27 protein-coding genes are annotated in these 24,736 nt (G+C 60.1%); 16 read left to right on the plus strand and 11 right to left on the minus strand.

The genetic code is table 11. The annotated features are described in order from the left end of the window. Nucleotides 1-24: 24 nt before the first annotated feature. Nucleotides 25-432, minus strand: a complete 408-nt coding sequence (locus FHK95_RS10590; RefSeq protein WP_150304587.1) for an RNA-binding S4 domain-containing protein — start codon at nucleotides 430-432, stop codon at nucleotides 25-27. A 121-nt stretch (nucleotides 433-553) separates the two neighbouring features. Here FHK95_RS10590 and rimB point away from each other — a divergent pair, with 121 nt between their 5' ends. Both rimB and rimK read left to right on the plus strand, forming a co-directional pair. Beyond that, nucleotides 554-1,021 (plus strand): retropepsin-like aspartic endopeptidase RimB, encoded by a 468-nt coding sequence (gene rimB / locus FHK95_RS10595; protein ID WP_150304709.1) that lies wholly within the window; start codon nucleotides 554-556, stop codon nucleotides 1,019-1,021. Nucleotides 1,022-1,031: 10 nt separating this feature from the next. Continuing rightward, nucleotides 1,032-1,937: a 30S ribosomal protein S6--L-glutamate ligase gene (gene rimK / locus FHK95_RS10600; RefSeq protein ID WP_150304588.1), complete on the plus strand. Its 906-nt coding sequence runs from the start codon at nucleotides 1,032-1,034 to the stop codon at nucleotides 1,935-1,937. Nucleotides 1,938-1,947: 10 nt separating this feature from the next. Here rimK and FHK95_RS10605 read toward each other — a convergent pair whose 3' ends face one another. The 3 genes from FHK95_RS10605 to yrfG are packed head-to-tail and all read right to left on the minus strand — an operon-like array spanning nucleotide 1,948 to nucleotide 3,928. Continuing rightward, nucleotides 1,948-2,715 (minus strand): cytochrome c oxidase assembly protein, encoded by a 768-nt coding sequence (locus FHK95_RS10605; protein WP_150304589.1) that lies wholly within the window; start codon nucleotides 2,713-2,715, stop codon nucleotides 1,948-1,950. Nucleotides 2,716-2,717: 2 nt separating this feature from the next. Then, nucleotides 2,718-3,200, minus strand: coding sequence for a DUF2243 domain-containing protein (locus FHK95_RS10610; RefSeq protein WP_150304590.1), 483 nt, complete (start codon nucleotides 3,198-3,200; stop codon nucleotides 2,718-2,720). A gap of 56 nt (nucleotides 3,201-3,256) precedes the next feature. After that, nucleotides 3,257-3,928, minus strand: a complete 672-nt coding sequence (yrfG, locus tag FHK95_RS10615; protein ID WP_150304591.1) for a GMP/IMP nucleotidase — start codon at nucleotides 3,926-3,928, stop codon at nucleotides 3,257-3,259. Nucleotides 3,929-3,997: 69 nt separating this feature from the next. Between yrfG and nudE the strand changes: the two genes are divergently transcribed. The 10 genes from nudE (at nucleotide 3,998) to FHK95_RS10665 (ending at nucleotide 13,256) form a co-directional block, all read left to right on the plus strand. Beyond that, on the plus strand, nucleotides 3,998-4,564 hold the full coding sequence (gene nudE, locus FHK95_RS10620; RefSeq protein WP_150304592.1) for an ADP compounds hydrolase NudE: 567 nt from the start codon (nucleotides 3,998-4,000) through the stop codon (nucleotides 4,562-4,564). Beyond that, complete coding sequence (gene cysQ / locus FHK95_RS10625) at nucleotides 4,561-5,364, plus strand: 3'(2'),5'-bisphosphate nucleotidase CysQ (RefSeq protein ID WP_150304593.1); 804 nt, start codon at nucleotides 4,561-4,563, stop codon at nucleotides 5,362-5,364. Before nudE ends, cysQ begins: the two co-directional genes overlap by 4 nt. 88 nt (nucleotides 5,365-5,452) lie before the next feature. Then, entirely contained in the window at nucleotides 5,453-6,112 is a 660-nt protein-coding gene (msrA, locus tag FHK95_RS10630; RefSeq protein WP_150304594.1) for a peptide-methionine (S)-S-oxide reductase MsrA, read from the plus strand. Nucleotides 6,113-6,319: 207 nt separating this feature from the next. After that, nucleotides 6,320-9,223: a monovalent cation/H+ antiporter subunit A gene (locus FHK95_RS10635; protein ID WP_150304595.1), complete on the plus strand. Its 2,904-nt coding sequence runs from the start codon at nucleotides 6,320-6,322 to the stop codon at nucleotides 9,221-9,223. Continuing rightward, nucleotides 9,223-9,567 (plus strand): Na+/H+ antiporter subunit C, encoded by a 345-nt coding sequence (locus FHK95_RS10640; protein WP_150304596.1) that lies wholly within the window; start codon nucleotides 9,223-9,225, stop codon nucleotides 9,565-9,567. The genes FHK95_RS10635 and FHK95_RS10640 overlap by 1 nt, the downstream gene beginning before the upstream one ends. Continuing rightward, the gene (locus FHK95_RS10645; protein ID WP_150304597.1) at nucleotides 9,564-11,207 is read left to right on the plus strand and encodes a monovalent cation/H+ antiporter subunit D; all 1,644 of its coding nucleotides are present in this window, start codon (nucleotides 9,564-9,566) and stop codon (nucleotides 11,205-11,207) included. The genes FHK95_RS10640 and FHK95_RS10645 overlap by 4 nt, the downstream gene beginning before the upstream one ends. Continuing rightward, on the plus strand, nucleotides 11,204-11,704 hold the full coding sequence (locus tag FHK95_RS10650) for a Na+/H+ antiporter subunit E (protein WP_150304598.1): 501 nt from the start codon (nucleotides 11,204-11,206) through the stop codon (nucleotides 11,702-11,704). The genes FHK95_RS10645 and FHK95_RS10650 overlap by 4 nt, the downstream gene beginning before the upstream one ends. After that, entirely contained in the window at nucleotides 11,701-11,979 is a 279-nt protein-coding gene (locus tag FHK95_RS10655; RefSeq protein WP_150304599.1) for a K+/H+ antiporter subunit F, read from the plus strand. Before FHK95_RS10650 ends, FHK95_RS10655 begins: the two co-directional genes overlap by 4 nt. Continuing rightward, nucleotides 11,976-12,359: a monovalent cation/H(+) antiporter subunit G gene (gene mnhG / locus FHK95_RS10660; RefSeq protein WP_150304600.1), complete on the plus strand. Its 384-nt coding sequence runs from the start codon at nucleotides 11,976-11,978 to the stop codon at nucleotides 12,357-12,359. The genes FHK95_RS10655 and mnhG overlap by 4 nt, the downstream gene beginning before the upstream one ends. Nucleotides 12,360-12,398: 39 nt before the next feature. Then, the gene (locus FHK95_RS10665) at nucleotides 12,399-13,256 is read left to right on the plus strand and encodes a DMT family transporter (RefSeq protein WP_150304601.1); all 858 of its coding nucleotides are present in this window, start codon (nucleotides 12,399-12,401) and stop codon (nucleotides 13,254-13,256) included. A 9-nt stretch (nucleotides 13,257-13,265) separates the two neighbouring features. On the opposite strand, the gene FHK95_RS10670 is transcribed toward FHK95_RS10665, so the two are convergent. Genes FHK95_RS10670 through FHK95_RS10685 form a run of 4 tightly spaced genes read right to left on the minus strand, consistent with a single transcriptional unit; the run spans nucleotide 13,266 to nucleotide 15,571 of the window. Continuing rightward, a complete protein-coding gene (locus FHK95_RS10670) occupies nucleotides 13,266-14,528 on the minus strand; it encodes an AI-2E family transporter (RefSeq protein WP_150304602.1) in 1,263 nt (420 codons plus the stop codon). After that, nucleotides 14,525-14,809 carry a hypothetical protein gene (locus FHK95_RS10675; RefSeq protein WP_150304603.1) on the minus strand — a complete coding sequence of 95 codons (285 nt, stop codon included), beginning with the start codon at nucleotides 14,807-14,809 and terminating at the stop codon, nucleotides 14,525-14,527. Before FHK95_RS10675 ends, FHK95_RS10670 begins: the two co-directional genes overlap by 4 nt. Further along, entirely contained in the window at nucleotides 14,784-15,230 is a 447-nt protein-coding gene (locus FHK95_RS10680) for a hypothetical protein (protein WP_150304604.1), read from the minus strand. Before FHK95_RS10680 ends, FHK95_RS10675 begins: the two co-directional genes overlap by 26 nt. Then, nucleotides 15,227-15,571 (minus strand): hypothetical protein, encoded by a 345-nt coding sequence (locus tag FHK95_RS10685; protein WP_150304605.1) that lies wholly within the window; start codon nucleotides 15,569-15,571, stop codon nucleotides 15,227-15,229. Before FHK95_RS10685 ends, FHK95_RS10680 begins: the two co-directional genes overlap by 4 nt. 252 nt (nucleotides 15,572-15,823) lie before the next feature. On the opposite strand from FHK95_RS10685, the gene FHK95_RS10690 reads away from it, so the two are divergent. Further along, a complete protein-coding gene (locus tag FHK95_RS10690; RefSeq protein ID WP_150304606.1) occupies nucleotides 15,824-17,002 on the plus strand; it encodes a saccharopine dehydrogenase family protein in 1,179 nt (392 codons plus the stop codon). A 46-nt stretch (nucleotides 17,003-17,048) separates the two neighbouring features. On the opposite strand, the gene FHK95_RS10695 is transcribed toward FHK95_RS10690, so the two are convergent. From FHK95_RS10695 to FHK95_RS10705, 3 genes are all read right to left on the minus strand, one after another. Then, nucleotides 17,049-17,891 carry a 23S rRNA (adenine(2030)-N(6))-methyltransferase RlmJ gene (locus tag FHK95_RS10695; protein ID WP_150304607.1) on the minus strand — a complete coding sequence of 281 codons (843 nt, stop codon included), beginning with the start codon at nucleotides 17,889-17,891 and terminating at the stop codon, nucleotides 17,049-17,051. Nucleotides 17,892-17,984: 93 nt separating this feature from the next. Continuing rightward, nucleotides 17,985-19,784, minus strand: a complete 1,800-nt coding sequence (locus tag FHK95_RS10700; protein ID WP_150304608.1) for a GspE/PulE family protein — start codon at nucleotides 19,782-19,784, stop codon at nucleotides 17,985-17,987. A gap of 27 nt (nucleotides 19,785-19,811) precedes the next feature. Then, on the minus strand, nucleotides 19,812-21,215 hold the full coding sequence (locus FHK95_RS10705; protein WP_150304609.1) for a CYTH domain-containing protein: 1,404 nt from the start codon (nucleotides 21,213-21,215) through the stop codon (nucleotides 19,812-19,814). A gap of 106 nt (nucleotides 21,216-21,321) precedes the next feature. Between FHK95_RS10705 and FHK95_RS10710 the strand changes: the two genes are divergently transcribed. The 3 genes from FHK95_RS10710 (at nucleotide 21,322) to argE (ending at nucleotide 24,601) form a co-directional block, all read left to right on the plus strand. Beyond that, on the plus strand, nucleotides 21,322-21,999 hold the full coding sequence (locus FHK95_RS10710; protein WP_150304610.1) for a TIGR00153 family protein: 678 nt from the start codon (nucleotides 21,322-21,324) through the stop codon (nucleotides 21,997-21,999). A gap of 82 nt (nucleotides 22,000-22,081) precedes the next feature. Then, the gene (locus FHK95_RS10715) at nucleotides 22,082-23,341 is read left to right on the plus strand and encodes an inorganic phosphate transporter (RefSeq protein ID WP_150304611.1); all 1,260 of its coding nucleotides are present in this window, start codon (nucleotides 22,082-22,084) and stop codon (nucleotides 23,339-23,341) included. Between the two features lie 108 nt (nucleotides 23,342-23,449). Continuing rightward, on the plus strand, nucleotides 23,450-24,601 hold the full coding sequence (gene argE, locus FHK95_RS10720; protein WP_150304612.1) for an acetylornithine deacetylase: 1,152 nt from the start codon (nucleotides 23,450-23,452) through the stop codon (nucleotides 24,599-24,601). Nucleotides 24,602-24,736 lie beyond the last annotated feature (135 nt).

A 24,736-nucleotide genomic window follows, 5' to 3' on the forward strand; every position in this document is an offset into this window, starting at 1 on the left:
TCTCAAAACCGGCAAGTATACCAATCAGTCGTCGGCGGATGCATTGCGCTCGTCGCGAAAGTTATGGATCTGGCGTCGCTGCTTCTTGGTCGGCCTATGCTCGCTGATCATGCCACCGGCACCCATGGCCTTGCGCCGCGCCGCGTCGGCTTCGCGTTTGTCGACACTTTCAGGCGTCTCTTCATATAAAAGTTGAGCTTCAGGAGCCCCGCGCCGCTGACCGCTTAGCTGGCGAACCACCACTGAGCGCGTATCGAACCCCTGGCGTATCTGATACACATCACCTATCCGCGGCTCCTTGCTCGGTTTGCAGCGCTCACCCTGGCACTGCACTTTGCCGCCTTCAATGGCCGCTTTGGCCAGTGCGCGCGTCTTGAAGAACCGTGCGGCCCACAGCCATTTATCCAGACGAATCTTGTCAGTGTCCTGCATTCACTCAGACCTCGATTTAGTGCGTGCAATAAATGTCAATACGGCCAGTTTAACAGTCTTGTGGTAATCCCTGAGTTGCCCCATGATGCGCCCAATACAGGCCACGAATCGGGTAGCAAGATTGAAAACCTTTGATCACCTCACCGTGATAGGTCTACGTGAATGGATCGGCCTGCCGGAGCTGGGTATCAACCAGTTGATTGCCAAGGTCGACAGCGGCGCCAAGACATCTGCCTTGCACGCCAGTGATATAGAACATTTCGAGCGCGACGGCCAGGCCTGGGTACGTTTCAACGCCCACGCCGGCAGCTTGCACAAGCCACACAAGCACCCCTGTGAAGCGCAGCTGATCGATACCAAACGAATCAAGAGCTCCAACGGTCATATGCAGGAGCGTTGTGTGATCCGTACGCCGATGGTACTTGGCGATAGGACCTGGTCAGTCGAATTCACTCTGACCTGCCGCAAGGAAATGCGTTATCGGGTGCTGATCGGTTGCCGGGCAATGCTCGATGGGCAACTGGTCATCAACCCAGGGGTACGTTTCGTACAGGACAAGCCCCAGACATCCAACAACATTGAAGGCTGAACGAATAACCATGAAAATTGCGGTCCTGTCGCGCAACGCGAACCTGTATTCCACCCGCCGCCTGGTAGAGGCCGGTCGCGAGCGAGGCCATGAGGTCAGGGTTATCGATACGCTGCGCGCGTATATGAATATCACCAGCCACAAGCCTTCCATCCACTACAAGGGTGAGGAGCTGGAAGGCTTTGACGCAATCATCCCGCGGATTGGTGCCTCCGTTACCTTCTACGGGGCGGCTGTGCTGCGGCAGTTCGAGATGATGGGCGTGTTCCCTCTCAACGAATCCGTCGCCATCACCCGCTCGCGGGACAAGCTGCGCTCCTTGCAGCTGCTTGCGCGCAAGGGCGTGGGCTTGCCGGTGACCGGTTTTGCGCACTCACCGGATGACATTCCCGACCTGATCAGCATGGTCGGCGGCGCCCCACTGGTGATCAAGCTGCTGGAAGGCACCCAGGGCATTGGCGTGGTCATGTGCGAGACCGAGCAGGCCGCCGAGTCGGTACTTGAAGCCTTCATGGGCCTCAAGGCCAATATCATGGTGCAGGAATACATTCGTGAGGCTGGTGGTGCGGACATTCGCTGCCTGATCGTGGGCGACAAGGTCATCGCCTCGATGAAACGCCAGGCCAAGCCGGGCGAGTTTCGCTCCAATCTGCACCGTGGCGGCAGCGCGAGCCTGATCAAGATCACCCCCGAAGAGCGCATGACCGCCCTCCGCGCAGCGCGAGTCATGGGTCTGAATGTCGCCGGCGTGGATATTCTGCGTTCCAATCATGGTCCGGTGGTCATGGAAGTCAATTCCTCTCCGGGGCTGGAAGGCATCGAAGCCACCACTGGCAAGGACGTCGCCGGCTTGATCATCGAGTACATCGAGAAGAACGGCCGTCCCAACCAGACCCGGACTAAAGGTAAGGGCTAATCGGCGCGGACTATGCCTTCGCCCGCGCCTCCGTCTGCTCTGCGCCGTGTCTGCTGAAGGCCATCGCGAACAAGGCGATAGCCAGCAACAGTTCGGCAAAATCGCCCCCGTAATACATAAGCTGCGCCGCCGCCCTGATCTGTTCAGGGTCGTGCGGCACGTTGCGTGGCCAGCCGTACCCGTACATCACTTTAGCCAGCACCGAATGCGCCGCAATCGACAGAAACAACGCGCTCGCCCGACGCCTGAAGCTTGCGCTGTGGACAGCCTGATCTGGCCCGGCGAGGACCGACCAGCAAAACAGGTAGCCTGCCAGCAAAAAATGGATATGCACCAGCGCGTGTAGCCAGGGTGATTGCAGCGATGCGAGGTACAGGGGCGTCAGATACAGCAGCCACATCGCCCCCACATTCAGTACCAGCGCAACCCATGGATGTGAGATGAACCTGACGTAGGCGCTACGTAGCAACGCCGTGAGCCAGCGTGCTGCATTGACCGGCAGCGAGCGCAGTAGCAATGTGATCGGTGCTGCCAGGACCAGTGCCAGCGGCGCCAGCATGCCAATAACCAGATGCTGCGCCATGTGCCAGCGAAAGTCGTGATGCGCCAACAACATGGTCCCCGGCGCCAGCGCCTGAATCAACAACAGACACCCGCACAACCAGCTCGCCACACGCCAGAGACTCCACGCGCGTCCCGCCCGCCACTGCACCATGGCGGCGCCCACGTAGGCAGCGCCGAGCGCAATAATCAGTCCCAGCGCCAGCCAGGCAAACATGCTCAGGGTCCTGCGCTGTGGGCAGCACTCATCTGGCTACGGCTGGCCTGCCGATACAACCAGAACCCTATGGCGATGAGTACCAGGCCAATGGCATTCCAGACGATGTCATACATCAGCGGGTCGACGTTGTAGCGTATTTGGTGAATACGCAGCAGCTTGTGGCTGACGATGCCGTCGAAGACCTGAAAGCCGCCAGCGCCCAAAAACACACCGGCCCAGGCCCAGCGCTTGAACAGTGCACCCCGCCGCGCCAGCCCGACCACCAGAAACAGCCCCGCGACGGTGGCGAGCAGTTCGGCGGAGTGCAGCAAGCCGTCGGAGATAATGCCTATCGTCGGCGTGGCCAGATCATAGAAGTGGTGCCACTGCAGGATTTGGTGAAAGATGATTTCATCCACCGCTGCCATCACGCCGATCCCGATGGGCAGCGCATATAACAGCGAACGACTCGGAGGTGATGTACCGCCGGTATCATTGCGCATGGGAACCTCACTTAAGCCAGTTGAGGGTTGGACCCATGCGGAAAAGACCTGTTCCCCTACTTCCTCGGACCTCCCAGCGCGTCGGTTAGTACCGCGTAATCCTCGACCGCATCAAACTCCTCGGTATCGCGCAGGGCGCCGCGGCTATCCGGTTGACGGACTGCCAGCAAGTGGGCCACGCCGTAATCACGGGCCGAACGCAGAATATTCAGGCTGTCGTCGATAAACAGGGTGCGCTGGGCATCAAAGGGTACTTCAACCTGCAACGCGTGCCAGAAGGACTGCGCCTCCTTGGGAAAACCAAAATCATGTGAGCTGATCAGCCGCTGGAAGTAGGTCATCAGCTCGACCCGCTCCATTTTCAGCGACAGCGAATCGCGGTGCGCATTGGTGATGAGCACCACCTGTCGACCACTCTTCTGCAGAGCCTTGAGGAACACTTCGGCATCCGTGCGCAGGCTGATGAGGTGGGCGATCTCGCGTTTGAGCTCAACGATCGGCACGCCGAGCTCGCGCGTCCAGAAGTCCAGACAGTACCAGTCGAGCTGGCCCTGTTTCTCGGCCATCAGCGGATGGATCTCGGCCTTGCCCCACTCCACTGACTGACCATGGTGTTCAGCGTAGCGACGCGGCAGATATTCCACCCAGAAGTGGTTGTCAAAGTGCAGGTCCAGCAGGGTTCCGTCCATATCCAGCAGGACGGTATCGATCTCGTTCCAGTTAAGCATCGGCGGTTGGGCTTTGCGGCATGTGCCGCTATGATACCCAAGCCTTGATCAGTCCACCACGGAGCCCCCATGCCGCAGAAGCCCGAGACACTTGACGCCCGCATAGTTGCCAAGAGCCGGCTGTTTACCGTGGAGCAGGTCCAGCTACGCTTCAGCAATGGTGTGGAACGCACCTATGAACGCCTGATCAACAAGGGTCAGGGTTACGGCGCGGTGATGATCGTTGCCCTGAAGGACGATCGAACTGCATTGTTGATCGAGGAGTACTGCGGCGGCATGGACAGCTATCAGCTATCAGTGCCCAAAGGGCTGGTCGAGCCCGGCGAAGACGTTCTGGAAGCGGCCAACCGCGAATTGATGGAAGAAGCGGGCTTTGGCGCCAACCGGCTGGAGCTGCTCACCCAGCTATCGTTATCCCCGGGCTACATGAGCCAGCAGATTTCCGTGGTACTGGCACGCGACCTCTATGAAAAACGTTTGCCGGGCGACGAGCCCGAGCCCATCCGCGTGGATTGGGTGGATCTGTACGCGCTGTCCGAACTGACCACGATGGAGAACTTCAGTGAGGGCCGCGCGCTGGCCGGACTGTATCTGGTGCGCGACCTGCTTGAGCAGCGCGGCGAGTTGACACGATGAGCCTACCGGTAAGCTTTGACGCACTCTGCCAATTGACCCGCCGGGCCGGTGATCGCACGCTCGAATGGTGGCGGCAGAATCCTGAAGTTACCGACAAGTCGGACGATTCGCCGGTTACCGCCGCCGATTTGGCAGCACACCACTTGATAGTCGCCGGTCTGCATGCGCTGACACCCGATATCCCTGTGTTGTCCGAAGAGGATGCCGATGCGCCTTTGGCCGACCGTCTGAATTGGGCACGCTTCTGGCTGGTCGACCCACTGGACGGCACCAAGGAATTCATCGCTGGCACGGACGAATTCACCGTCAACATTGCGTTGATCGAAAATGGTCAGGTAGTGCTCGGCGTCGTGGGCGTTCCAGCCCGCAACACGCTGTACTGGGGTGGCCAGGGACTGGGCGCCTGGCGCCAGCAGGGTAACGAGGCCGCTGAACCGATACAGTGCCGCGCCGCCGCCACACCTTTGGTAGTGGTCGCCAGCCGTCGCCATACCAGCCCCGCGCAGGAAGCCATGCTGTCGCGGATCAGGACGCTGCAGCAGATCGAGCAGGTCAGTGTTGGCAGCTCATTGAAATTCTGCCTGGTTGCCGAAGGTCAAGCTGATCTGTATCCGCGGCTGGCGCCCACTAGCCAATGGGACACCGCCGCCGCCCAGGCCGTTGTTGAAGGCGCGGGCGGGCGAGTGATCGGGCTGGACGGTGAGCGCTTTGCCTATCCGACCCGGGAATCCTGGCTGAATGGGCATTTCGTCGCCATGGGTGACGTTGCGCCCGAGCTGCTGGCCCAGGTGCTGGGCTGAAGCCCGTCCGGCCCTTTGGGCTGGACACTGCCAGATCCTGGCCTGATCATACGTAATCAATCTACTTTCCCTCAGCAGGAGCCTGCCGATGTTCTTCCGCAGCATTTCCGAACATAAGATGCGCCTACCCACTGCCGAGGAAGCGCTGCCCGGTCGTGACATGCCGATCCCGACCAGCGAAACCCACAGTGTTCTCGGCACGCCGATCAAGCCACCCTTCCCTGATGGCATGCAGCAGATCATCTTCGGCATGGGGTGCTTCTGGGGCGTCGAGCGGTTGTTCTGGCAGATTGACGGCGTGTACACCACCGCAGCCGGTTATGCCGGTGGGCTGACGCCCAACCCGACCTACGAGGAAGTCTGTTCCGGCATGACCGGCCACAACGAGGTGGTCCTGGTGGTATTTGATCCGCAGCGGGTGGCGCTTGAAGACCTGCTCAAGGTGTTCTGGGAGGGCCATGACCCGACCCAGGGCATGCGTCAGGGGAACGACGCCGGCACTCAATACCGCTCTGGGATCTATGTCACTGACGAGGCGCAGCGCAAAGTGGCAGAAGCCAGCCTGGAACGGTTCTCCCAGGCACTGACGGCCGCAGGACGTTCGGGCATCACGACCGAAATTGTCCCGGCGCAAAGCTTCTACTATGCCGAGAGCTACCATCAGCAATATCTTGAAAAGAATCCGGGCGGCTACTGCGGTATCGGTGGGATCGGCGTGTGCATGCCGCCTCAGTCGGCTTCTGACTGACCGTTTCAGCATCAAAGGGATTCTGAGGAAGATCAGTAACTTGCGCTATTTCTGGGCTAAGTGGTAATTTTGATCGCCTGATTGGCGCCCAACTTCCCGGCGAAGGCAATGCAGGTCCGGATACCCAGAGCGCAATCCTGATATTGCAGCGTCCCGCATCTCGCCGACTGCCACAGACGGCGCTGACCCATCTTGCTCTGAGAAGCCATGCTGTTACTGATCCTTATTCTCGCACCCTTTATAGGCAGTGCCGTGGCGGCGTTTCTCCCGGCCAACGCACGCAACAGTGAAGCGTGGCTGGCTGGCCTGGTCGGGGTTATCGGCCTGGCTATCACGCTGTCGATGCTGCCGAGCATCAGTGACGGTGAGGTAATACGCTTTACCGCTGAGTGGCTACCCGGTCAGGATCTCAATTTCATTCTGCGCATGGACGGTCTGGCCTGGCTATTCAGCGTGCTGATTCTGGGCATATTCCTGCTGGTAGTGCTCTATGCCCGCTATTACATGTCGCCCAAGGACCCGGTCCCACGCTTTTTCGCCTTTCTGCTCGCGTTCATGGGCGCCATGCTTGGCATTGTGTTGTCGGGCAACCTGATCCAGCTGGTCATGTTCTGGGAGCTGACCAGCCTGGTGTCTTTCCTGCTGATTGGTTACTGGCACCACCGCGCGGATGCCCGGCGCGGTGCCCGGATGGCCTTCACGGTTACGGCGACAGGCGGTCTGTGCCTGCTCGCTGGGGTGTTGGTAGTGGGGCATATCGTCGGCAGCTACAACCTCGATGTGGTGCTGAATTCGGGCAACATCATCCGCAACCATCCGCTGTATCTGACCGCGCTTGTCCTGATCGCGCTGGGCGCGCTAACCAAGAGCGCGCAGTTCCCCTTTCACTTCTGGCTGCCACATGCCATGGCGGCGCCCACTCCGGTATCGGCATTCCTGCATTCGGCGACCATGGTCAAAGCCGGGATATTCCTGCTGATGCGGCTCTGGCCGGTGCTGGCGGGCACACCCGAATGGGCCTGGATCATCGGCGGTGCCGGCATCTGCACTATGCTCATCGGCGCGTTTATCGCCATATTCCAGCATGACTTGAAGGGATTGCTGGCCTATTCGACCATCAGTCACCTGGGTCTTATCACTGCCCTGCTGGGCATCGGAACGCCGCTGGCGATGGTCGCGGCGATTTTCCATACCGTCAACCACGCCACCTTCAAGGCCTCACTGTTCATGGCGGTCGGCATCATTGACCACGAATGCGGCACCCGGGACATGCGCAAGTTGCGCGGGCTGTACCGTCCCATGCCCTACACCGCCACCCTGGCCATCGTCGCCAGCGCAGCCATGGCCGGCGTGCCACTGCTGAATGGCTTTATCTCCAAGGAAATGTTTTTCGCCGAAGCCCTGCAGGTAGGCTCGGACAGTAACTGGTGGATGTCGCTTGTTGCCATCGCCATGGGGATCTTTGGCGTGACCTACTCGCTGCGTTTCATCTACGTATTCTTCGGCCCGACCGCCACCGATCTACCCAGCACACCCCACGAGCCGCCGCGCTGGATGCGTTTTCCGGTGGAGTTCCTGGTGCTCTGTTGTCTGGTCGTGGGCATCATTCCCGCGCTGACCATCGGCCCGTTGCTGCACAACGCTGTCGAAGCGGTGCTGGGTGCCCAGACGCCCACCTACAGCCTGGCCGTCTGGCATGGCCTGAACACGCCCTTGCTGATGAGTTTTATTGCACTGATCGGTGGCGTTGCGCTGTATTTCCTGCTGCGCACTCGCTTCGGTTTGACTCAGCGCAACAGAATCCCCTTGTTTCACCGGTTCAATGGCAAACAGGTCTATGAAAGCACCATGCTTGAATTGATGACCCTGTCAGCGCGGCTGGAGAAACTGCTCGGTACGCGCCGCCTGCAGCCCCAGATCCTGCTGATGATGTTGGCCGGCATGTGCGCCGCGCTCGCCGTCAGCTGGATTCTGCCGCATGGCTGGGATCTAGTCGCACCTCAAGCGGTGAATATACCCTTTGCTGCGATGTGGGTCGTCGGCTGTGCCTGTGCGCTGGCCGCGGCCTGGCAAGCCAAATACCATCGTCTGGCGGCGCTGATGCTGGTGGGCGGCACCGGTATTGTGGTGAGCATGACTTTTCTCTGGCTGTCTGCGCCGGATCTGGCGTTAACGCAGTTGATGGTCGAAACCGTCACCACAGTACTGATACTGCTCGGCTTGCGGTGGCTGCCGCCGCGCATTCTGAATCGCGAAACCGAGGCCAAGGTCAACCGCCTGGCACGGACCAGACGGACCCGGGATTTCATTGTCGCTGTCGTCGCCGGAACCGGTATGGCGGCGCTCAGCTACCTGGTCATGCTGCATCCGCCTGGCAGCAAGATCGGTGATTTCTTCCTGGAGCGCGCCCTCAGCGAAGGCGGCGGCAGCAATGTGGTGAATGTGTTACTGGTGGATTTTCGCGGCTTCGACACCTTCGGTGAGCTGGCCGTACTCAGTATCGTGGCGCTCACCGTGTATGCGTTGCTGCGCCGATTCCGCCCTGCTCCGGAGAGTATTCCGCTGCCTGCCCAGCAGGTGAACAGTATCGATCCTGCTACCCGACAGACGCCGGCACAACAGGCCAACAGTGGCTACCTGATGGTACCCAGCGTGTATCTGCGTCTGCTGCTGCCGATCTTTGGCGTGGTGGCCGCCTACTTTTTCATGCGCGGGCATAACCTGCCGGGCGGCGGCTTCGTTGCAGGCCTGATTTTGTCCGTGGCCTTCATCGTCCAATACATGCTGGCTGGCACCGCCTGGGTGGAAGCCAATCTGCGTCTGCAGCCACACCGCTGGATTTCCGCTGGTCTGGTGCTGACGGCGGCGACAGGAATTGGGGCGTGGCTGCTTGGCTTCCCTTTCCTGACCAGCCATACGGCCCATGTTGACCTGCCGGTGTTCGGCGACGTGCACGTACCGACTGCGTTTCTCTTCGATCTGGGCGTATTTTTCGTGGTCTTTGGCAGCACCATGCTGATACTGATCGCCCTCGCCCACCAGTCGGTGCGCAGCCACCGCGTTCCCACCGGCGCCCCGGTACAGGCAGCGCCTGGCAAGGAGATCCACTAATGGAAATAGTCATCGCCATCGCGATTGGCGTGCTGTTCGGTTCAGGCGTCTGGCTGGTTCTGCGGCCACGGACGTTCCAGGTGATCACCGGGCTGCTGCTGCTGAGCTACGCCGTCAATCTGTTCATCTTCATCATGGGACGGCTGTCGATCAATCTGCCGCCGCTCACGCTGGAGAAGGGCCCGATTGATCCGGCCCTGTATGCCGACCCGGTGCCGCAGGCCCTGGTCCTGACGGCCATCGTCATCGGCTTTGCCACCACGGCCCTGTATCTGGTCGTACTGCTGGCGTCACGTGGGATGACCGGCACCGACCACGTGGAAGGCAGGGAACCGGAGCTATGAGCAACCATTGGCTCGATCAGTTACTGATAACCCCTATCCTGCTGCCGCTGCTGAGCGCCGCACTGCTGGTGTTTATCAACCAGCGCCGCCATCAACTCAAGTTCACTATCAATCTGCTGAGCTGCCTGGCGCTGCTGGTCAATGCGGGGGCGCTGGTCTATCTGACGGACACGGGCCACTGGCCGCGGGATATCGGCGTGTATCTTGCGGCAAACTGGGCGACGCCCTTTGGCATCGCGCTGATGGCCGATAGACTCGCAGCCATGATGCTGCTGCTCAGCGCGGTCATTGCACTGGCCGCACTGCTCTACGCCTATGCGCGCTGGAGCCGCACCGGGGTGCATTTTCATTCGCTGTTCCAGTTTTTGCTGATGGGCATCAATGGCGCCTTTCTCACGGGCGATCTGTTCAACCTGTTCGTATTCTTCGAGATCATGCTTGCAGCGTCCTATGGCCTGGTACTGCACGGCTTCAACGCGGCACGGGTGCGGGCGGGCATGCAGTACATCGTCATCAACCTGGTGTCCTCGTTCTTCTTTCTGATCGGCGTGGCGCTGATCTATGCCGCTGCCGGCACCCTGAACATGGCAGATCTGGCCACGCGCCTGACCGGGCTGAACGCAACCGATCGCCTGCTGCTGGAAACCGGCGCGGCGATTCTGGCGGTGGCCTTTCTGACCAAGAGTGCGGTCTGGCCCCTGGGATTCTGGCTGCCGACCACCTACTCCGCGGCGTCCCCACCGGTCGCTGCAATGCTGGTACTGATGACCAAGGTCGGCGTCTATATACTGCTCAGGTTGTGGCTGCTGGTATTCGCAGACCATGCCGGGGTAGCCAGTGCACTGGGCGGCAATGCGTTACTGACCATTGGCGTGGTAACCATCGCATTCGGCAGCATCGGACTACTGGCAAGCCAGGAGCTCGGTCGCATGGCTGGCTACAGCGCGATCATCTCATCGGGGACCCTGCTGGCTGCCATCGGCTACGGGCAGCCCAACGTGATCAGCGCTGCGCTGTTCTACCTGCTCAGTTCAACGCTGGCTGTCGCCGCGCTGGTGATGCTGATCGAACTCATCGAACGGATCCGCAAGCCCAGCGCCGCCATGCTGGCGTTGACCATGGAAGCCTTCGCGATTGGCGATGCGCCCGAACAGGACGACTCGGCGGGCGTTCCGATTCCCGCTGCCATGGCATTCCTCGGCCTGGCCTTTTTTGCCTGCGCGCTGATCATCGCCGGGCTGCCGCCGCTGTCCGGCTTTATCGCCAAGTTCAGTCTGTTCCATGCCATGCTCAATCCCTACGGCCTATCCGCCGTGACGGCTGATGTGGGGACGCTGGCGGCCTGGCTGTTGATGGCGTTGATCATTGTTTCAGGGCTGGCAGCCGTTATCTCGCTGATGCGCTACGGTGTGCGTACCTTCTGGGCCACCGAATCCACCCCGCCGCGCCTGCAACTGACCGAGGCAGGCGCGGTCGCCGGACTGCTGTTTCTATGCGTCGTCGCCACGGTGCAGGCCGGACCGCTGCGCAGCTATCTGGACCGTGTTTCCATCGGCTTGCATCACCCGGCCGACTACACCCAGCGGGTGCTGTCCACGCCGACGGTGCCCGGCGTCGTCAACCCGGAGGGCAGCGAATGAGTCGCTGGCTACCATCACCGCTTCTTTCAGCGTCATTGCTGATCATGTGGCTGCTGCTTAACCAGAGCTTTTCGCCCGGCCAGCTGTTGATCGGCGCAATACTCGCAATCGCCGCGCCGATCCTTGCCCGCCCGCTGCGGCCATTCACGGTCGCCATGCGCAAACCCATGGTGGCGCTGCGTCTGGCGGGCTGGTCGCTCAAGGAGATCATCCGCTCGAGTTTCAACGTCAGCCGCATCATCCTGTTCACCCGGCATGACCGCTTGAATTCGCAGTTCATCCGGATTCCGCTGGACCTGCGGGATCCCTATGGCCTGGCGGTTCTGTCGTGCATCATCAATTCAACCCCGGGGACCGTCTGGGTGGAGCTCATGCCGGACAGCAACGACCTGGCGCTGCATGTGTTCGACCTGCATGACGCGAACTGGTGGATCGACATGATCAAGACGCGTTACGAGCAACCCCTTATTGAGATTTTCGAACAGGGCAACCCATGACCACACTGATCACCCTGACCATCCTGTTTGCCCAGGGCTGCACCATGCTGGCCATGCTGTTCTGCGCCATTCGCCTGTTGCTTGGGCCCAGCGCCCAGGACCGGGTGCTGGCGTTGGATACGCTGTGGATGTGCGGCATGATTCTGGCGCTGGTGATGGGCATTCGCTTCGCCAACGACGTGTACTTCGAGATGGCCTTGCTGATTGCCCTGACCGGTTTCGTGTCCTCCATTGCGCTGACCAAATTCCTCACCCGCGGGGAGATCATTGAATGAGCGTGGTGAATATCGATCTGCCGCTCTGGCTGGCGGTACCCTTCGTACTGTTATTGCTGCTGGGCAGCCTGATCATCCTGATCGGTGCGCTGGGCCTGCTGCGGTTGCCCAGTTTCTATCAGCGTATCCACGGTCCGGCCATTACCATCACCCTCGGCACCGGATGTGTTTTATTCGCCTCGATGCTTTATTTCAGTAACCTGGAATCGCGTCTGGTGTTGCACGAGCTACTGATCGCGGCCTTCCTGCTGTTAACTGCACCGGTTACTTCGATGATGATCATGCGCGCCTCGGTGTACCGGGATCTGCGCGCCGGCCGCATCATTCGCGAATCCGACGCCAAGGAAAGCTATCGGTTTCCAGGGCAGCACGATGAGTAGTCCCGCCACCCTTTGCGCATTCCGCTCACCATGATGCAGATGACTCATAGCCGCGCCCTGCTGAGCATGCATGTCGCCGCACTGATGTTCGGTTTGACCGGGATCTTCGGCAAGCTGATCCAGGCCGGGCCGGTGGTGATCGTGTTCGGCCGCGCGCTCTTTGCAGTAGCCGCACTCTTTCTGTTCAGCCGCCTGGTCAGTCGGCCCATCCTGCGGGGCGTCACGCGCGAAAAATTCCTGCAGCTGGCCATGTGCGGCCTGTTTCTGGGCGTGCACTGGCTGACCTTCTTTCACGCAGTGAAAATCGCGGGGGTAGGCATCGCCACCCTCGGATTCGCGAGCTTTCCGGCCTTTGTGGTCGTTCTGGAGCTGATTTTCTGGCGTGAGCAACCCTCAGTCCGAGATCTGCTCAAGGTGGGATTGATCTGCCTCGGTCTGATACTGGTCGCCCCGGCGTTTGATCTGAGCCACGGCGCCACCACCGGTTTGTTGTGGGCGATCCTGTCCGGTTTCTGTTTCGCAGCCGTATCGGTCGGCAATCGGCTTACCAGCGGGCATCTGCACGCAGTGCAGGTAGCCTTCTGGCAGAACATTGTGATTTTCGCCTGCCTGCTGCCGTTCAGCGGTGGCGCCTTGTTGGAGGTGCAAGCGCTGGACTGGTTGTGGCTGGCACTGCTTGGCTTGCTCTGCACGGGTCTGGCTCATGGGTTGTTCGTCGCCAGCCTGACGGTGCTCAAGGCGCGCGTCGCATCACTGTTCTTCGCCCTGGAGCCGGTCTACGGCATTCTGTTCGCCTGGTATCTGTTCGGTGAGGAGCCGACAGTACGCATGCTGCTGGGCGGGCTGCTGATCATCTCGGCCCTGGCCCTGGTCAGTCGCGCACCAGAGCCAGCCTGAGGTTGGGCGTCAGGCCCGGGTCTCGATGACCCGCACCCAATCCGGCAGGATGTTCATGCGCGCCGAGGCAAGCTTCAGACACACCAGCAGCGGCACCGCCAGCAGAACGCCGACGGCGCCCCACATCCAGCCCCAGAGTATCAGCCAGACCATCACCACCAGCGGGTTGAGTCGCATATTGCGACCCAGCATGATGGGCGTAACAAACTGCGCCTCGACCAGGTTGATGCAGAAGAAGATCAGCACTGGCATCAACGCGGCGAGCTCCGGCCCATACTGCACCAGCCCGGCTATCGCCAGAATGATCATGGCCAGGATCGGCCCCACGTAGGGCGCGAAGTTTGCCAGTGCCACCAGCGCCCCCCAGAGCATCGCGTCTTCGACACCGTATATCCACAGCGCTGCGCCGGTTACCAGGCCCAGTCCCGTGTTGATAATGCTCACGGTGAGAATGTAACGCGAGAGCTCACGCTGGATTTCACGGACCAGCATGATGGTCAGGCGCTTGTCCCGTGCGTGGGGAAATACGTCGACGAAGGCGGCAAACAGGTTGGGCCCGAAGATCAACAGAAACAGGATCAGGATAACGCTGGTTACCAGCTGGGCGAGGACCAACGGGGTGGCGCTCAGAACGGAAATCACGGCCTCCATTCCGCCCTGTCGTATTCGGGCACTGACCTGGTCTTCCTCCCTCGCCGGCTCGTCAACCACTACCGGTGGAATCTCCGGCTCAGGTTCTTCCTCCCTGTCGCCTCGGAACCAGCCAAACAATCTTAGACCTCTGTCTTCCTTTTCTTCCGTTTTGGCCGGCGGGGGTGGAGGCGAAGAGGAAGCCTGCTCGGGCCTGCGTTCAGAGCGCAGACCGTCGGTAAACTCGTCAAGCCGATCCGTTAGCTTCTCGGACAGTTCGGGCAACTGCTTCGCCCATTTCTGAGCCGGCTCGGTCAGCTGCATGACCAGCAAGGTGAAGGGGCCCAGCAGCACGGCCATGATGACCACCGCAGACAGGGTCCGCGGCACATAGATGCGTTTCAGGCCGGTGACCAATGGTCCGAGCAATAGCGAAAACAACATCGCCACGACAATGGGCATCAATAGCGTCTTGGCGAAATACAGCGTGTACACAGCCGCAAGCCCCAGCAACCAGAAGGTCGGCGAAGCCGCTCCGGACTCGGTTTGGGGCAGTGCTATGGGATCAATTCGCGCTTCTGGGTCTATGGGGGCTGGTGCGCGGTGGTCAGCGAACGGCTCCCTGCCGTTCTCATCTGTCATGCATCGCCTTCCAGCGCCGCGGAGGAGGACGGCATCCACAGCGTTGCAATGCGCCACAATCTCAGGCCCTCAATACTGAACGCCAGCAGACTCTTGCGACCGGTGCCTCCGGAAAGACCCGCTAGCAGCCCGATCGCCAACCCGCCGCCGAGAATCCAGAGCGGCGATTGGCGCTTGAGAAACGCCATTCGCTGCTTCCCTTCGAGCTTGAGCAGTCCCCTTTCGAGCTTGAGCTGATCGTCGATCTGCTTGACCTTATTGATCAGGTCTTTGCGCGCCATCTTTGATTCCTTCTCTGAACGCTTGAATATGCTGCTTGGTCGTGGATAAACCGAGGTTCTTGCTGGAGCTCTTGATCATCATCAGCATAATCAGCATCGGAATGATCTGAACTGCCAGGAACGCCACCAACCCCAATGTTACCGACTGACTGGGCACATAGGCCCACCAACCGAGCAGGACCGATAATCCTATCCAGGCCAGCATGGCGAGAGGCAACATGGCCAGACCAAGAACGGCGATACGTCCGCTTTCGGTCATGGTCAGGCGAATTTCCGTAAAAGCCAGCTTACCCAGATCCTTTCCGGTCAGGGCAGCATGCTTGGCCCATTCAGCCAACGCTTTCAGTTCCGTCTGCAGATCAGCCTCACCTGTTGCTGTATCACCAACGCCCGGCCTGGACTCATCCGGGATCTCGCTCATTTTGATGAAGTGAGAAGTTTGGAGACAACGAAACCGGCCGCGAAAGCGATGCCGAGCGAGGTGAGGGGCTTCTCGCGAATGAAGCTGGTGGCCTGACCCGTGTACTGTTGAAGCTGTGCTTTTGCTTCGCCTCTACCTTTCATAAATTGCTCCGATGCCCCGTGTTTAAGATCCAGGCCAGACGTTTCCGCAGCGTGCAGGAAGTGCGATTTGGCCTCCATCAGTTTCTCGAAAGCGGCTTTGACCGCGTCCTTACCGGAATCGATTTCCCTCGAACTTTCTTCGCTGTTTACAGCTTTTTTCACCGACTCAGCGGCCTTATCCAAATTCGCAGATACCATTTTGCATGCTCCTAAATCGAATCAGCTAAGTGATGTTTCACAGAGTTCTTGACCACTCTCGGCTCGGCAATGTTCCCCCGATTGCAAAAATGAGTTGCGCTTGAGCCCTTTCAGACACGGATGTTGCACTTGTTTCGCTGCGAACACTACTCTATTGCGCTTATGCGTCACGAAAGATATGGCTGTGCCAGACTCAGTCCGGACACGGCAGACAATTGCCGATTTCAACCGTAGCTGACAGGGTAGCGTGAAATGCGAAAAACACCGGAATTCGACATAGTGGTTTATGGGGCAACGGGCTATACAGGCCGTCTGGTTGCAGAGTATCTGGCGCAGGAATACGCCGGCGACACCGCGCTACGCTGGGCAATGGCAGGCCGGAACATGGAGAAATTGGCTGCCGTGCGCGACCAGATCGGGGCCCCCGCCAATACGCCTCTGATGGTCGCCGACGCCAGCGATCCGGCCAGTCTCTATGCCATGGCTGAGCGTACCCGGGTTGTACTGACCACCGTTGGACCCTATCAGCTATACGGTTCTGAGTTGGTAGCGGCCTGTGCCGAAACCGGCACCGATTATGTGGATCTTTGCGGTGAGCCCGCCTGGATGCGCCAGATGATCGACGCCCATGCCGATGCGGCCAAGGCCAGCGGAGCGCGCATCGTATTCTCCTGTGGCTTCGACTCGATTCCTTTTGATCTGGGCGTGTACTTTCTGCAGCAGGCCGCAAAGCAGCAGCTCGGCTCGCCAGTATCACGGGTCAAGGGTCGGGTCAGAAAAATGAAAGGGACCTTCTCCGGCGGCACAGCGGCCAGCCTGCAAGCGACGATGTCGGCGGCCAAGGCCAACCCGGAAATTTACCAGTTGCTCAGCAATCATTTTGCGCTAGCGCCGGGTTTCAGCGGGCCCGAACAGCCGCCAGCAAGCAAGCCGGAATATGACGAGAACCTGAACAGCTGGGCCGCCCCCTTCATCATGGCGGCAATCAATACCCGCAACGTGCACCGTTCGAATGCGCTGCTCGGCCATGCTTATGGTGAAAACTTCGTCTATGACGAAATGCTGCTGACCGGCCCCGGCGAGCAGGGCAAGGCCATGGCTGAGGCGGTAGCAGCGGACCGCTCGCTGTCCAGCGACAAGGCACCAAAACCCGGCGAAGGGCCGACGGCAGAGGAGCGCGAGAACGGCTACTACGACATCCTGTTCATCGGCGAATCGGATGACGGCAAGACCATCAAGGCCAGCGTCTCCGGCAAGCGCGATCCAGGCTATGGCTCGACGTCACGCATGATTGCCGAAAGTGCCATATGCCTGGTACGCGATGCGACTGATACCGCCGGCGGTATCTGGACCACAGCACCGGCAATGGGCGACCGCCTCATTAAGCGGCTGACCGAACATGCCGGCTTGACCTTCAAGCTGGAAGGCTGACCTCTTCGGGGCCTGCGCTCGTTAAACCGGTGCCGGCCCTCGGGTCTTATGGCCCTCCGGCCAGCCAGTCCATCCGGCACTCACCCTCGCCGGACTGCGCCAACACGCCTGCCAGCCATGGCAAGGCGGTTTCAAGTTCTTCCCATAGCGGCCAGGGCGGATTCACCAGCATCAGGCCCGAGCCGTTCAGGCCAAGCTGGTTGTCCACTGGTCTCACATTCAGCTCAACCCGCAGCACCTTGGGCAAGCCGGCATCGCTTATCTGCCGATAAAAATCGCGCAGCAGGCGTTGATCCTTGATCGGATACCAGAGGGCGATAACGGTTTGGCGCATACGCTGAATCGCGATCTGCATCGAGGCCAGGCAGCGCGCCAGCTCGTTCTCCTTTTCGAATGGCGGATCCAGCAACCATAACGCGCGTTTTTCCGCCACTGGCAGGAATGCCTTGGCCAACTCATAGCCGTCACGCTGGTGCACCGCAATGCGTGGGTCATGGTTGAAGTGGGAGCGCAGGATAGCCGCGTCGTCCGGATGCAGTTCGCTGAGAATCATGCGGTCCTGCTCGCGTAGCGAATCGGCGATCAGCTGTGGCGAGCCAGGGTAATAGCGCAGTGCAGCGTCCGGATTATGCGTGGCCACCGCGTCCCGGAGCTGGGCAAACATGTCCGGCAGATCGTCCCGCTTCCAGAGGCGAGCGATTCCGTCGCGGTACTCGCCGGTTTTGCCGGCCGCCTCGCCTTCCAGGTCATACATTGCCGTGCCGGCGTGGCTGTCCAGATAGCAATACGGGGTATCCTTGCGCTGCATCAGTGTAGCCATGCGCAACAGAATGGCGTGCTTGAAGACGTCAGCGTGATTGCCGGCGTGGTAACTGTGACGGTAGTTCATGAATACGGACTCGTTAGCGGCAAACGCCGGCATTCTAGGGACTGTTGAGGGTCGGCCGCAAGCCAACGCGGACCGCGGCGCGGCTATGGCCAGTTAGCTCTGCTGGCTGGTCGGCGTAACGCGCAGGACTTCCTCAATGGTAGTCAGCCCGGCACCAACCTTCTGCGCGCCGGACAGACGCAGGCTGTGCATGCCTTCCTTGTAGGCCTGGCGGCGCAGCGCGTTGAGGTCGATATCCGATTGCACCAACGGCTTGAGGCTCTCGCCCAGGGGCATCAGCTCATACACGCCGGCTCGCCCCCGATACCCGGTCTCCCGGCATTCCGGGCAGCCGACCGGGCGGTGCGCATGCGCCGGCAACGGCGCATTCCACGGACGGGTCAACTCGCGCCAGGCGGCCGCATCTACCTGCGTCGGGACCTTGCAGTGCGGACACAGGGTGCGCACCAGCCGCTGGGCCATGACGCCGAGCACCGTGGCCTTGATCAGATAGGCCGGTACCCCCAGTTCAATCAGGCGGCTGACCGAGCTGGGCGCATCGTTGGTATGCAAGGTGGACAATACCAAGTGTCCGGTCAGCGCAGCCTGGATCGCCATTTCCGCTGTTTCCAGATCGCGTATTTCGCCAATCATGATGATGTCCGGATCCTGGCGCATCAGGGCACGGACCGCGCTGGCGAAATTGAGATCGATATTGTGCTGCACCTGCATCTGATTGAAGCTTTCCTCAACCATCTCGATCGGGTCTTCCACGGTGCAGACGTTAACCTCGGGGGTCGCCAGCTTCTTCAGTGTGGTGTACAGGGTGGTGGTCTTGCCCGAGCCCGTGGGGCCGGTTACCAGCACGATACCATTGGGCTGGCCGACCATGTCCTGCCAGCGCCGCCGATCTTCAGCGGAAAACCCCAGCTGGTCGAAACTGCGTAGCAATACATCCGGGTCGAAGATCCGCATGACCATCTTTTCGCCAAAAGCCGTCGGCAAAGTCGATAACCGCAGTTCGACTTCATTGCCCTGCGGCGATTTGGTTTTTACCCGGCCATCCTGCGGCTTGCGCTTTTCAGCCACGTTCATCCGGCCCAGGGTTTTCAGCCGGCTGACCACCGCCACGGCTACCTGCAGCGGAAAGCTGTACACCGTGTGCAGCACACCGTCGATGCGCAACCTGACGCTGCCAGTCTCACGGCGCGGCTCGATATGAATGTCACTGGCACGCTGCTCGAAGGCGTATTGAAACAGCCAGTCGACGATATTGACGACGTGGGCGTCGTTGGCATCGGGCTCCTGACTCATATTGCCGAGATTCAGCAGCTGCTCGAAGTTGCCGATACTGGTGTTTTTCTGCTCACTGTTGTTGGCGCCGCTGACTGAGCGGGCCAGACGGTAGAACTCCAGCGAGTACCGCTGGATGTCCGCCGGATTGGCGACGACGCGCAGGATTTCGCGCTTGAGTACGTGGGTAAGATTGGCTTCCCAGCTGCTCACCAGTGGCTGAGCGCTGGCAATGGTGACCTGGCGCTCATTGACCTCAACCGCAAGGATCCGGTGCCGCTGCGCGAAGGCAAAGGACATCAGCGGCGTCACCTCGGCGACATTGATCTTCAGCGGATCGATACGGTAGAACGGCTGGCCCGCCTCGACGGCGAGCCAACGACTGAGACTTTCCAGATCAAGCTTCTTGCCCGGGTTGGCGAGATCGTCGAGATGCTGCGCGGCAATAAACTCAAGCGGATGCAGCGATTGCGTCTCGCCAACAGCCGAGCGCCGCAGCGTGCTGACTTGCTCGGCAGTGTCCAGATCCAGACGGCCCTGCCCCACCAAGGCCTTGAGCAGGTCGGTCAGATCCAGTAAGCGGTCACTTTCGGCTATTGCGAGTTCCTTCAGATGCAGCATCCCTTACTCCTTGTCTCGCTTGGCGTCTCAGTTATTCAGCTCTCTCCAGGCGTCCAGCCTGCGCAGCCGCTGGCCTTGTTTGCGCAGCGCAGCCAGCAAGGCCGGTCGCTGCTCTGCCTCGACCAGCGGATACTGCTCAAGCAGGGCCTGCAGCTTGTTCAGTTCGCCGTACAACCGATCAGCCTCTGGCACTTCCAGCAGCTGACGGAAGCCGGACAGCAGAAAATACAGACGAGCCAGCCGCGGCTGCTGATCCATCCACTCGCTGACGGAGGCGTCCGGTTCGTTGTGATGCGGCACGATAAGACTCTGGATTTCCTTGGCGACCGCGGCTAACAACCAGCGCGGCACTGCCAGTGCGCCAATCTTGTCGCCGCGTGGTGGGCGCGCCTGCTTCCAGCCGGATTGATGCAGCCACAATGCCAGCGAGATAAACAACTCGCCCCAGGCGCGATCCTGCACGACTTCATTGAACAGCACCGACGCCTGATCGCGCGCAGCCTGTCCGGCCTCATCATCGGCCCAGCCGGCCAGCGCCAGCGGACGAAACGCGCTAATCAGCTGATCAAGCGGCTGCACAAAGGACTGCCCGGCGGAGCGCGGCAGCGCCAGATCGAAGACGCCGAAATACGCCCGCAGCATAGTGAGATGCGTGGTCAGGTCGCGGAACAGTTTCCACTGCCCGGTATGGCGATACTGCTCGGCAAGACGCTGGGTGTGCCCCAGCAACTGCCAGCCAGCGCCAGCGATAACCTCATCCACGGTGGACTCGGCATGCCACTGGGCAAAGGCGGGTTTGAGCGCATAGCTGGCCGGATCGAACAGCCGGTAACCGCGTTCGGCCTTGCTTATGTCACAGGGCATCAGCGGCAGGTCAGCGGCGAGGGTTGCGGCCAGCTCCAGTACGGCGACGGCTGGCCCCTGACGCACCTCCAGTTCGAGCTCGCAGATCGGCTCCTCACGCTCACCGGCAATCACCTTGCCTTCATCAAGCGCCACTTCTACTTCGACCGGCTCACCGTCGCGTTCCCATGTGATCATCGCCCGGGTGCGTTGAAAGTCGGTGGTGAACAATGGCTGGAGCTGTTTCAGATCCAGATCCGCCAGCGCCTCGGGCCAGCAGCTGTCATCCAGCAGGGCGAGATCCAGGTGATCCTGGCTCAGTGGCCAGTCCCACTCGTTGCGTTCGGACAGGCCGGCAACGCTCTGGCCGCGACTTTTCAACGTCTGTATATACTGGTCACCATCGCGCCGCAGCCGCAAAGCAACCTTCGCTGCGGAGAGATCCCGTGTAGCGGTGTCGTAATATTGGTTATACAGCGGCCCGGAATGCCATTCGCCGGATAGCCTCTCGGCAAATAACGGGTGTTCACGTAATGCCGCCAGGGTTTCGGGCGTCACTCGGAGTTTGATTTCTGTTTCTTTAACCATGGTAATTCTCTGTATAGTTTCGCCGGACGCGACGTTGATACCGGTTGGGTGACGTGGCGGAGATCAACATCTATAATTTGCGGCCTTAAACAGCCTTGGAGCCTTCATGCCCACCAATCCATTTCTCAGCCTGTTCGGTCGCTCGCCTATCGGCCCCATGCAAATGCATATTGCCAAGGCTCATGAGTGCGCCGCGAAGCTGAACGACTTTATCGATGCCGTTATCGCCGATGACTGGACCGAAGCAGAACGTCTTCAGCAGGAAATCGCGGAGCTGGAGCGCGCCGCTGACAAGCTGAAAAAGGACGTGCGGGTGCACCTGCCCAAGAGCCTGTTTCTGCCTGTGCCACGCTCGGACCTGCTGGAACTGCTGAGTGTACAGGACAAAGTAGCCAATCGCGCCAAGGATATCGCGGGGCTCATGCTTGGCCGCAAGATGACTATTCCAGGGCCATTGCAGCCCAGTTTCAAAGCTTTTGTCAGTCGCTCAGTCGACGCTGCAGCGCAGGCTCTGCGCGCGATGAACGAGCTGGACGAACTGCTTGAAACCGGGTTCTCCGGTCGCGAAGTCACGCTGGTCGAAAAGCTCATTGACGAACTCGACGGCATTGAGCATGACACCGACAACATGCAGATCAAGTTGCGCGCAGATTTATATCTATTGGAAAAGGACCTTCCGCCAGTAGACGTCATGTTTCTGTACAAAATCATCGAATGGATTGGTGACGTAGCAGACCGGGCGCAACGCGTTGGAAATCGCCTCGAATTATTGATGGCCCGCTAAAGCTGTTGTCGTTTCACGTGAATGAGACGACTGCATTCCTTTAGGCCAGCCCTTACAAGCACACCAATAGAGCATTTCGATTATGACCCTCATCGCAGAATACGGCACCGTGCTGTTGATCCTCGCCTGCCTTTTCGGTTTCTTCATGGCATGGGGCATAGGCGCCAACGACGTCGCCAATGCCATGGGCACTTCGGTCGGCTCCCGGGCGCTGACGATCAAGCAGGCGATAATGATCGCCATCGTATTCGAGTTTCTCGGCGCTTATCTGGCGGGTGGTGAAGTTACCCAAACGGTAAGAAACGGCATTCTCGATTCGAGCATGATCAGCCCTGAACAAATGGTGTTCGGCATGCTGGCATCGCTACTGGCCGCAGGCTCGTGGCTATTCATTGCCTCCACCCGCGGCTGGCCGGTCTCGACCACCCACTCGATTATTGGCGCGGTGATTGGCTTCGGTGCCGTCGGTGTCTCGTTTGACGCGGTGAACTGGGCCGGTGTGATCCCCATCGTTTCCAGCTGGGTCATTTCCCCCGTCCTCTCGGGTGTGGTCGCTTTCACTATCTTCCTCAGCGTGCACAAGCTAATCCTGAATACTGAAACGCCCTTCGATAACGCCAAGCGCTACGTGCCCTTCTACATGTTTGCGGTGGGTTTTCTGGTCACCTTGATGACTGTGACCAAGGGCCTCAAGCACGTGGGGCTGGATATATCCGGCTGGCAAGCGCTTGGCCTGGCCACGCTTATTGGACTGATGGTCACTGGGCTGGGCTTGATACTGCTGTCTCGCATCAAGGTCGACCCGGAAGCCGACAAGACGTTCTATTTCGCCAGCGTCGAGAAAGTCTTTGCCGTATTGATGATCTTCACCGCCTGCTCCATGGCGTTTGCTCACGGCTCGAACGATGTGGCCAACGCGGTAGGCCCGCTAGCAGCGATCGTCGGCGTGTTGCAGAGTGGCGGACAGATGGGCGAAACCACTCTGGTGCCCGGCTGGATCCTGCTTCTGGGCGGCGCCGGTATCGTGGTTGGCCTGGCTACCTACGGTTATCGCGTGATCGCGACCATTGGTCGGCACATCACCGAGTTGACGCCGAGCCGCGGCTTCGCTGCGGAATTGGCTACCGCCGCGACGGTGGTCGGCGCGTCATCCATCGGCCTTCCGGTCTCCACCACGCACACGCTGGTCGGTGCGGTGCTCGGGGTTGGCCTGGCACGCGGTATCGGTGCCCTCAACCTGCATGTGATCGGCCGCATCTTCAGCTCCTGGCTGGTCACCCTGCCAGCAGGCGCGGCATTGTCGATCCTGTTCTTCTTCATTCTTACGGCCATCTTCGGCTGACTCCCTGCTCCCAGTGACGTAACCTGATCATTCAGCTTACGTCGCCAGGGTCTGTTGTCGTTTCGTCACGGCTCTCGACGGAACGGCCACATACCCCAGGAGCCACGCATGGGTTTACCCTCTCTCAAGTCGCAATTCGAAGCGCTGCTCAAAGCCCCGTCCATAAGCTGCACCCAGCCGGAGCTTGACCAATCCAACATGGAGGTAATCAACCTCCTGGCAGCCTGGCTCGAGGAGCTGGGCTTTGTCTGTGATATCCAGCCTATCGAAGGCCAGCCGGGCAAGGCCAATCTGGTGGCTATTCTCGGCAGCGGGCCTGGCGGCCTGGTGCTGGCCGGGCATACCGACACCGTGCCATGTAACCCCGAACGCTGGAACATGGACCCCTTCGCCCTGACCGAAGCGGATGGCCGCTGGTACGGGTTGGGCAGCTGCGATATGAAGGGTTTTTTCCCGCTGATCATCGAAGCGGTGAAGGATTATCTGGGCCGGCCGTTTCGTCGCCCGCTGATCGTGCTAGCCACCGCCGATGAAGAAAGCGCCATGACCGGCGCACGGGCGCTGGTTGCCAGCGATCTGCATCACGCTCGCCATGCGGTCATCGGCGAGCCAACAGGCTTGAAGCCCATTCGGGTGCACAAGGGCATTCTGATGGAACGGGTGGAGATTACCGGCCAGGCCGGCCACTCATCCGATCCATCACTGGGCCGCAATGCGTTGGAGGCCATGCACAGTGTGATCGGCGAACTCATTACCCTGAGGACCGACTGGCAGCGACGCTGGCAGAATCCATTGTTCAGTGTGCCAGTGCCGACGATGAATCTCGGATGCATTCACGGCGGCGATAATCCGAACCGGATCTGCGGCACCTGTGCCCTGGAATTCGATATCCGTCCGCTGCCCGGCATGGATCCTGATGCACTGCGCGCCGAGATCGACGCCCGCTTGAAGGTCATTGCCGCCGAACAGCAAATCAAGATCGACTATTTTCCGCTGTTCCCCGGCGTTCCGCCGATGGATACCCCCGCCAATGCGCCGCTGGTTCAAGCCTGTGAACAGCTCACTGGTTACAGCGCCGGCAGCGTGGCTTTTGCCACCGAAGGCCCCTATCTCAACCAGATAGGCATGCAAACAATCATCCTCGGCCCCGGCGACATCGACCAGGCCCACCAGCCCGACGAATTTCTGGCAATGGATCGCATCGACCCGACCGTAAAGATATTGAAGCAGTTGATTGAGCGGTTTTGTATGAGTGCGTGAGGTCATGTACTGACGCAATGTCAATTGTGGGAGGGTCGCCCCCGGCCCGACGGCGTCTGCAAGACGCCCTTGCTTCTGGTTTAGGCAGTGCAACAACTGGCCTGGCGGCCAGATCGCCGTGAGTCACGCCTCCCA

It is taken from the genome of Pseudomonas saliphila (genome assembly GCF_008638345.1).
Classification (GTDB): Bacteria; Pseudomonadota; Gammaproteobacteria; order Pseudomonadales; family Pseudomonadaceae; genus Halopseudomonas; species Halopseudomonas saliphila.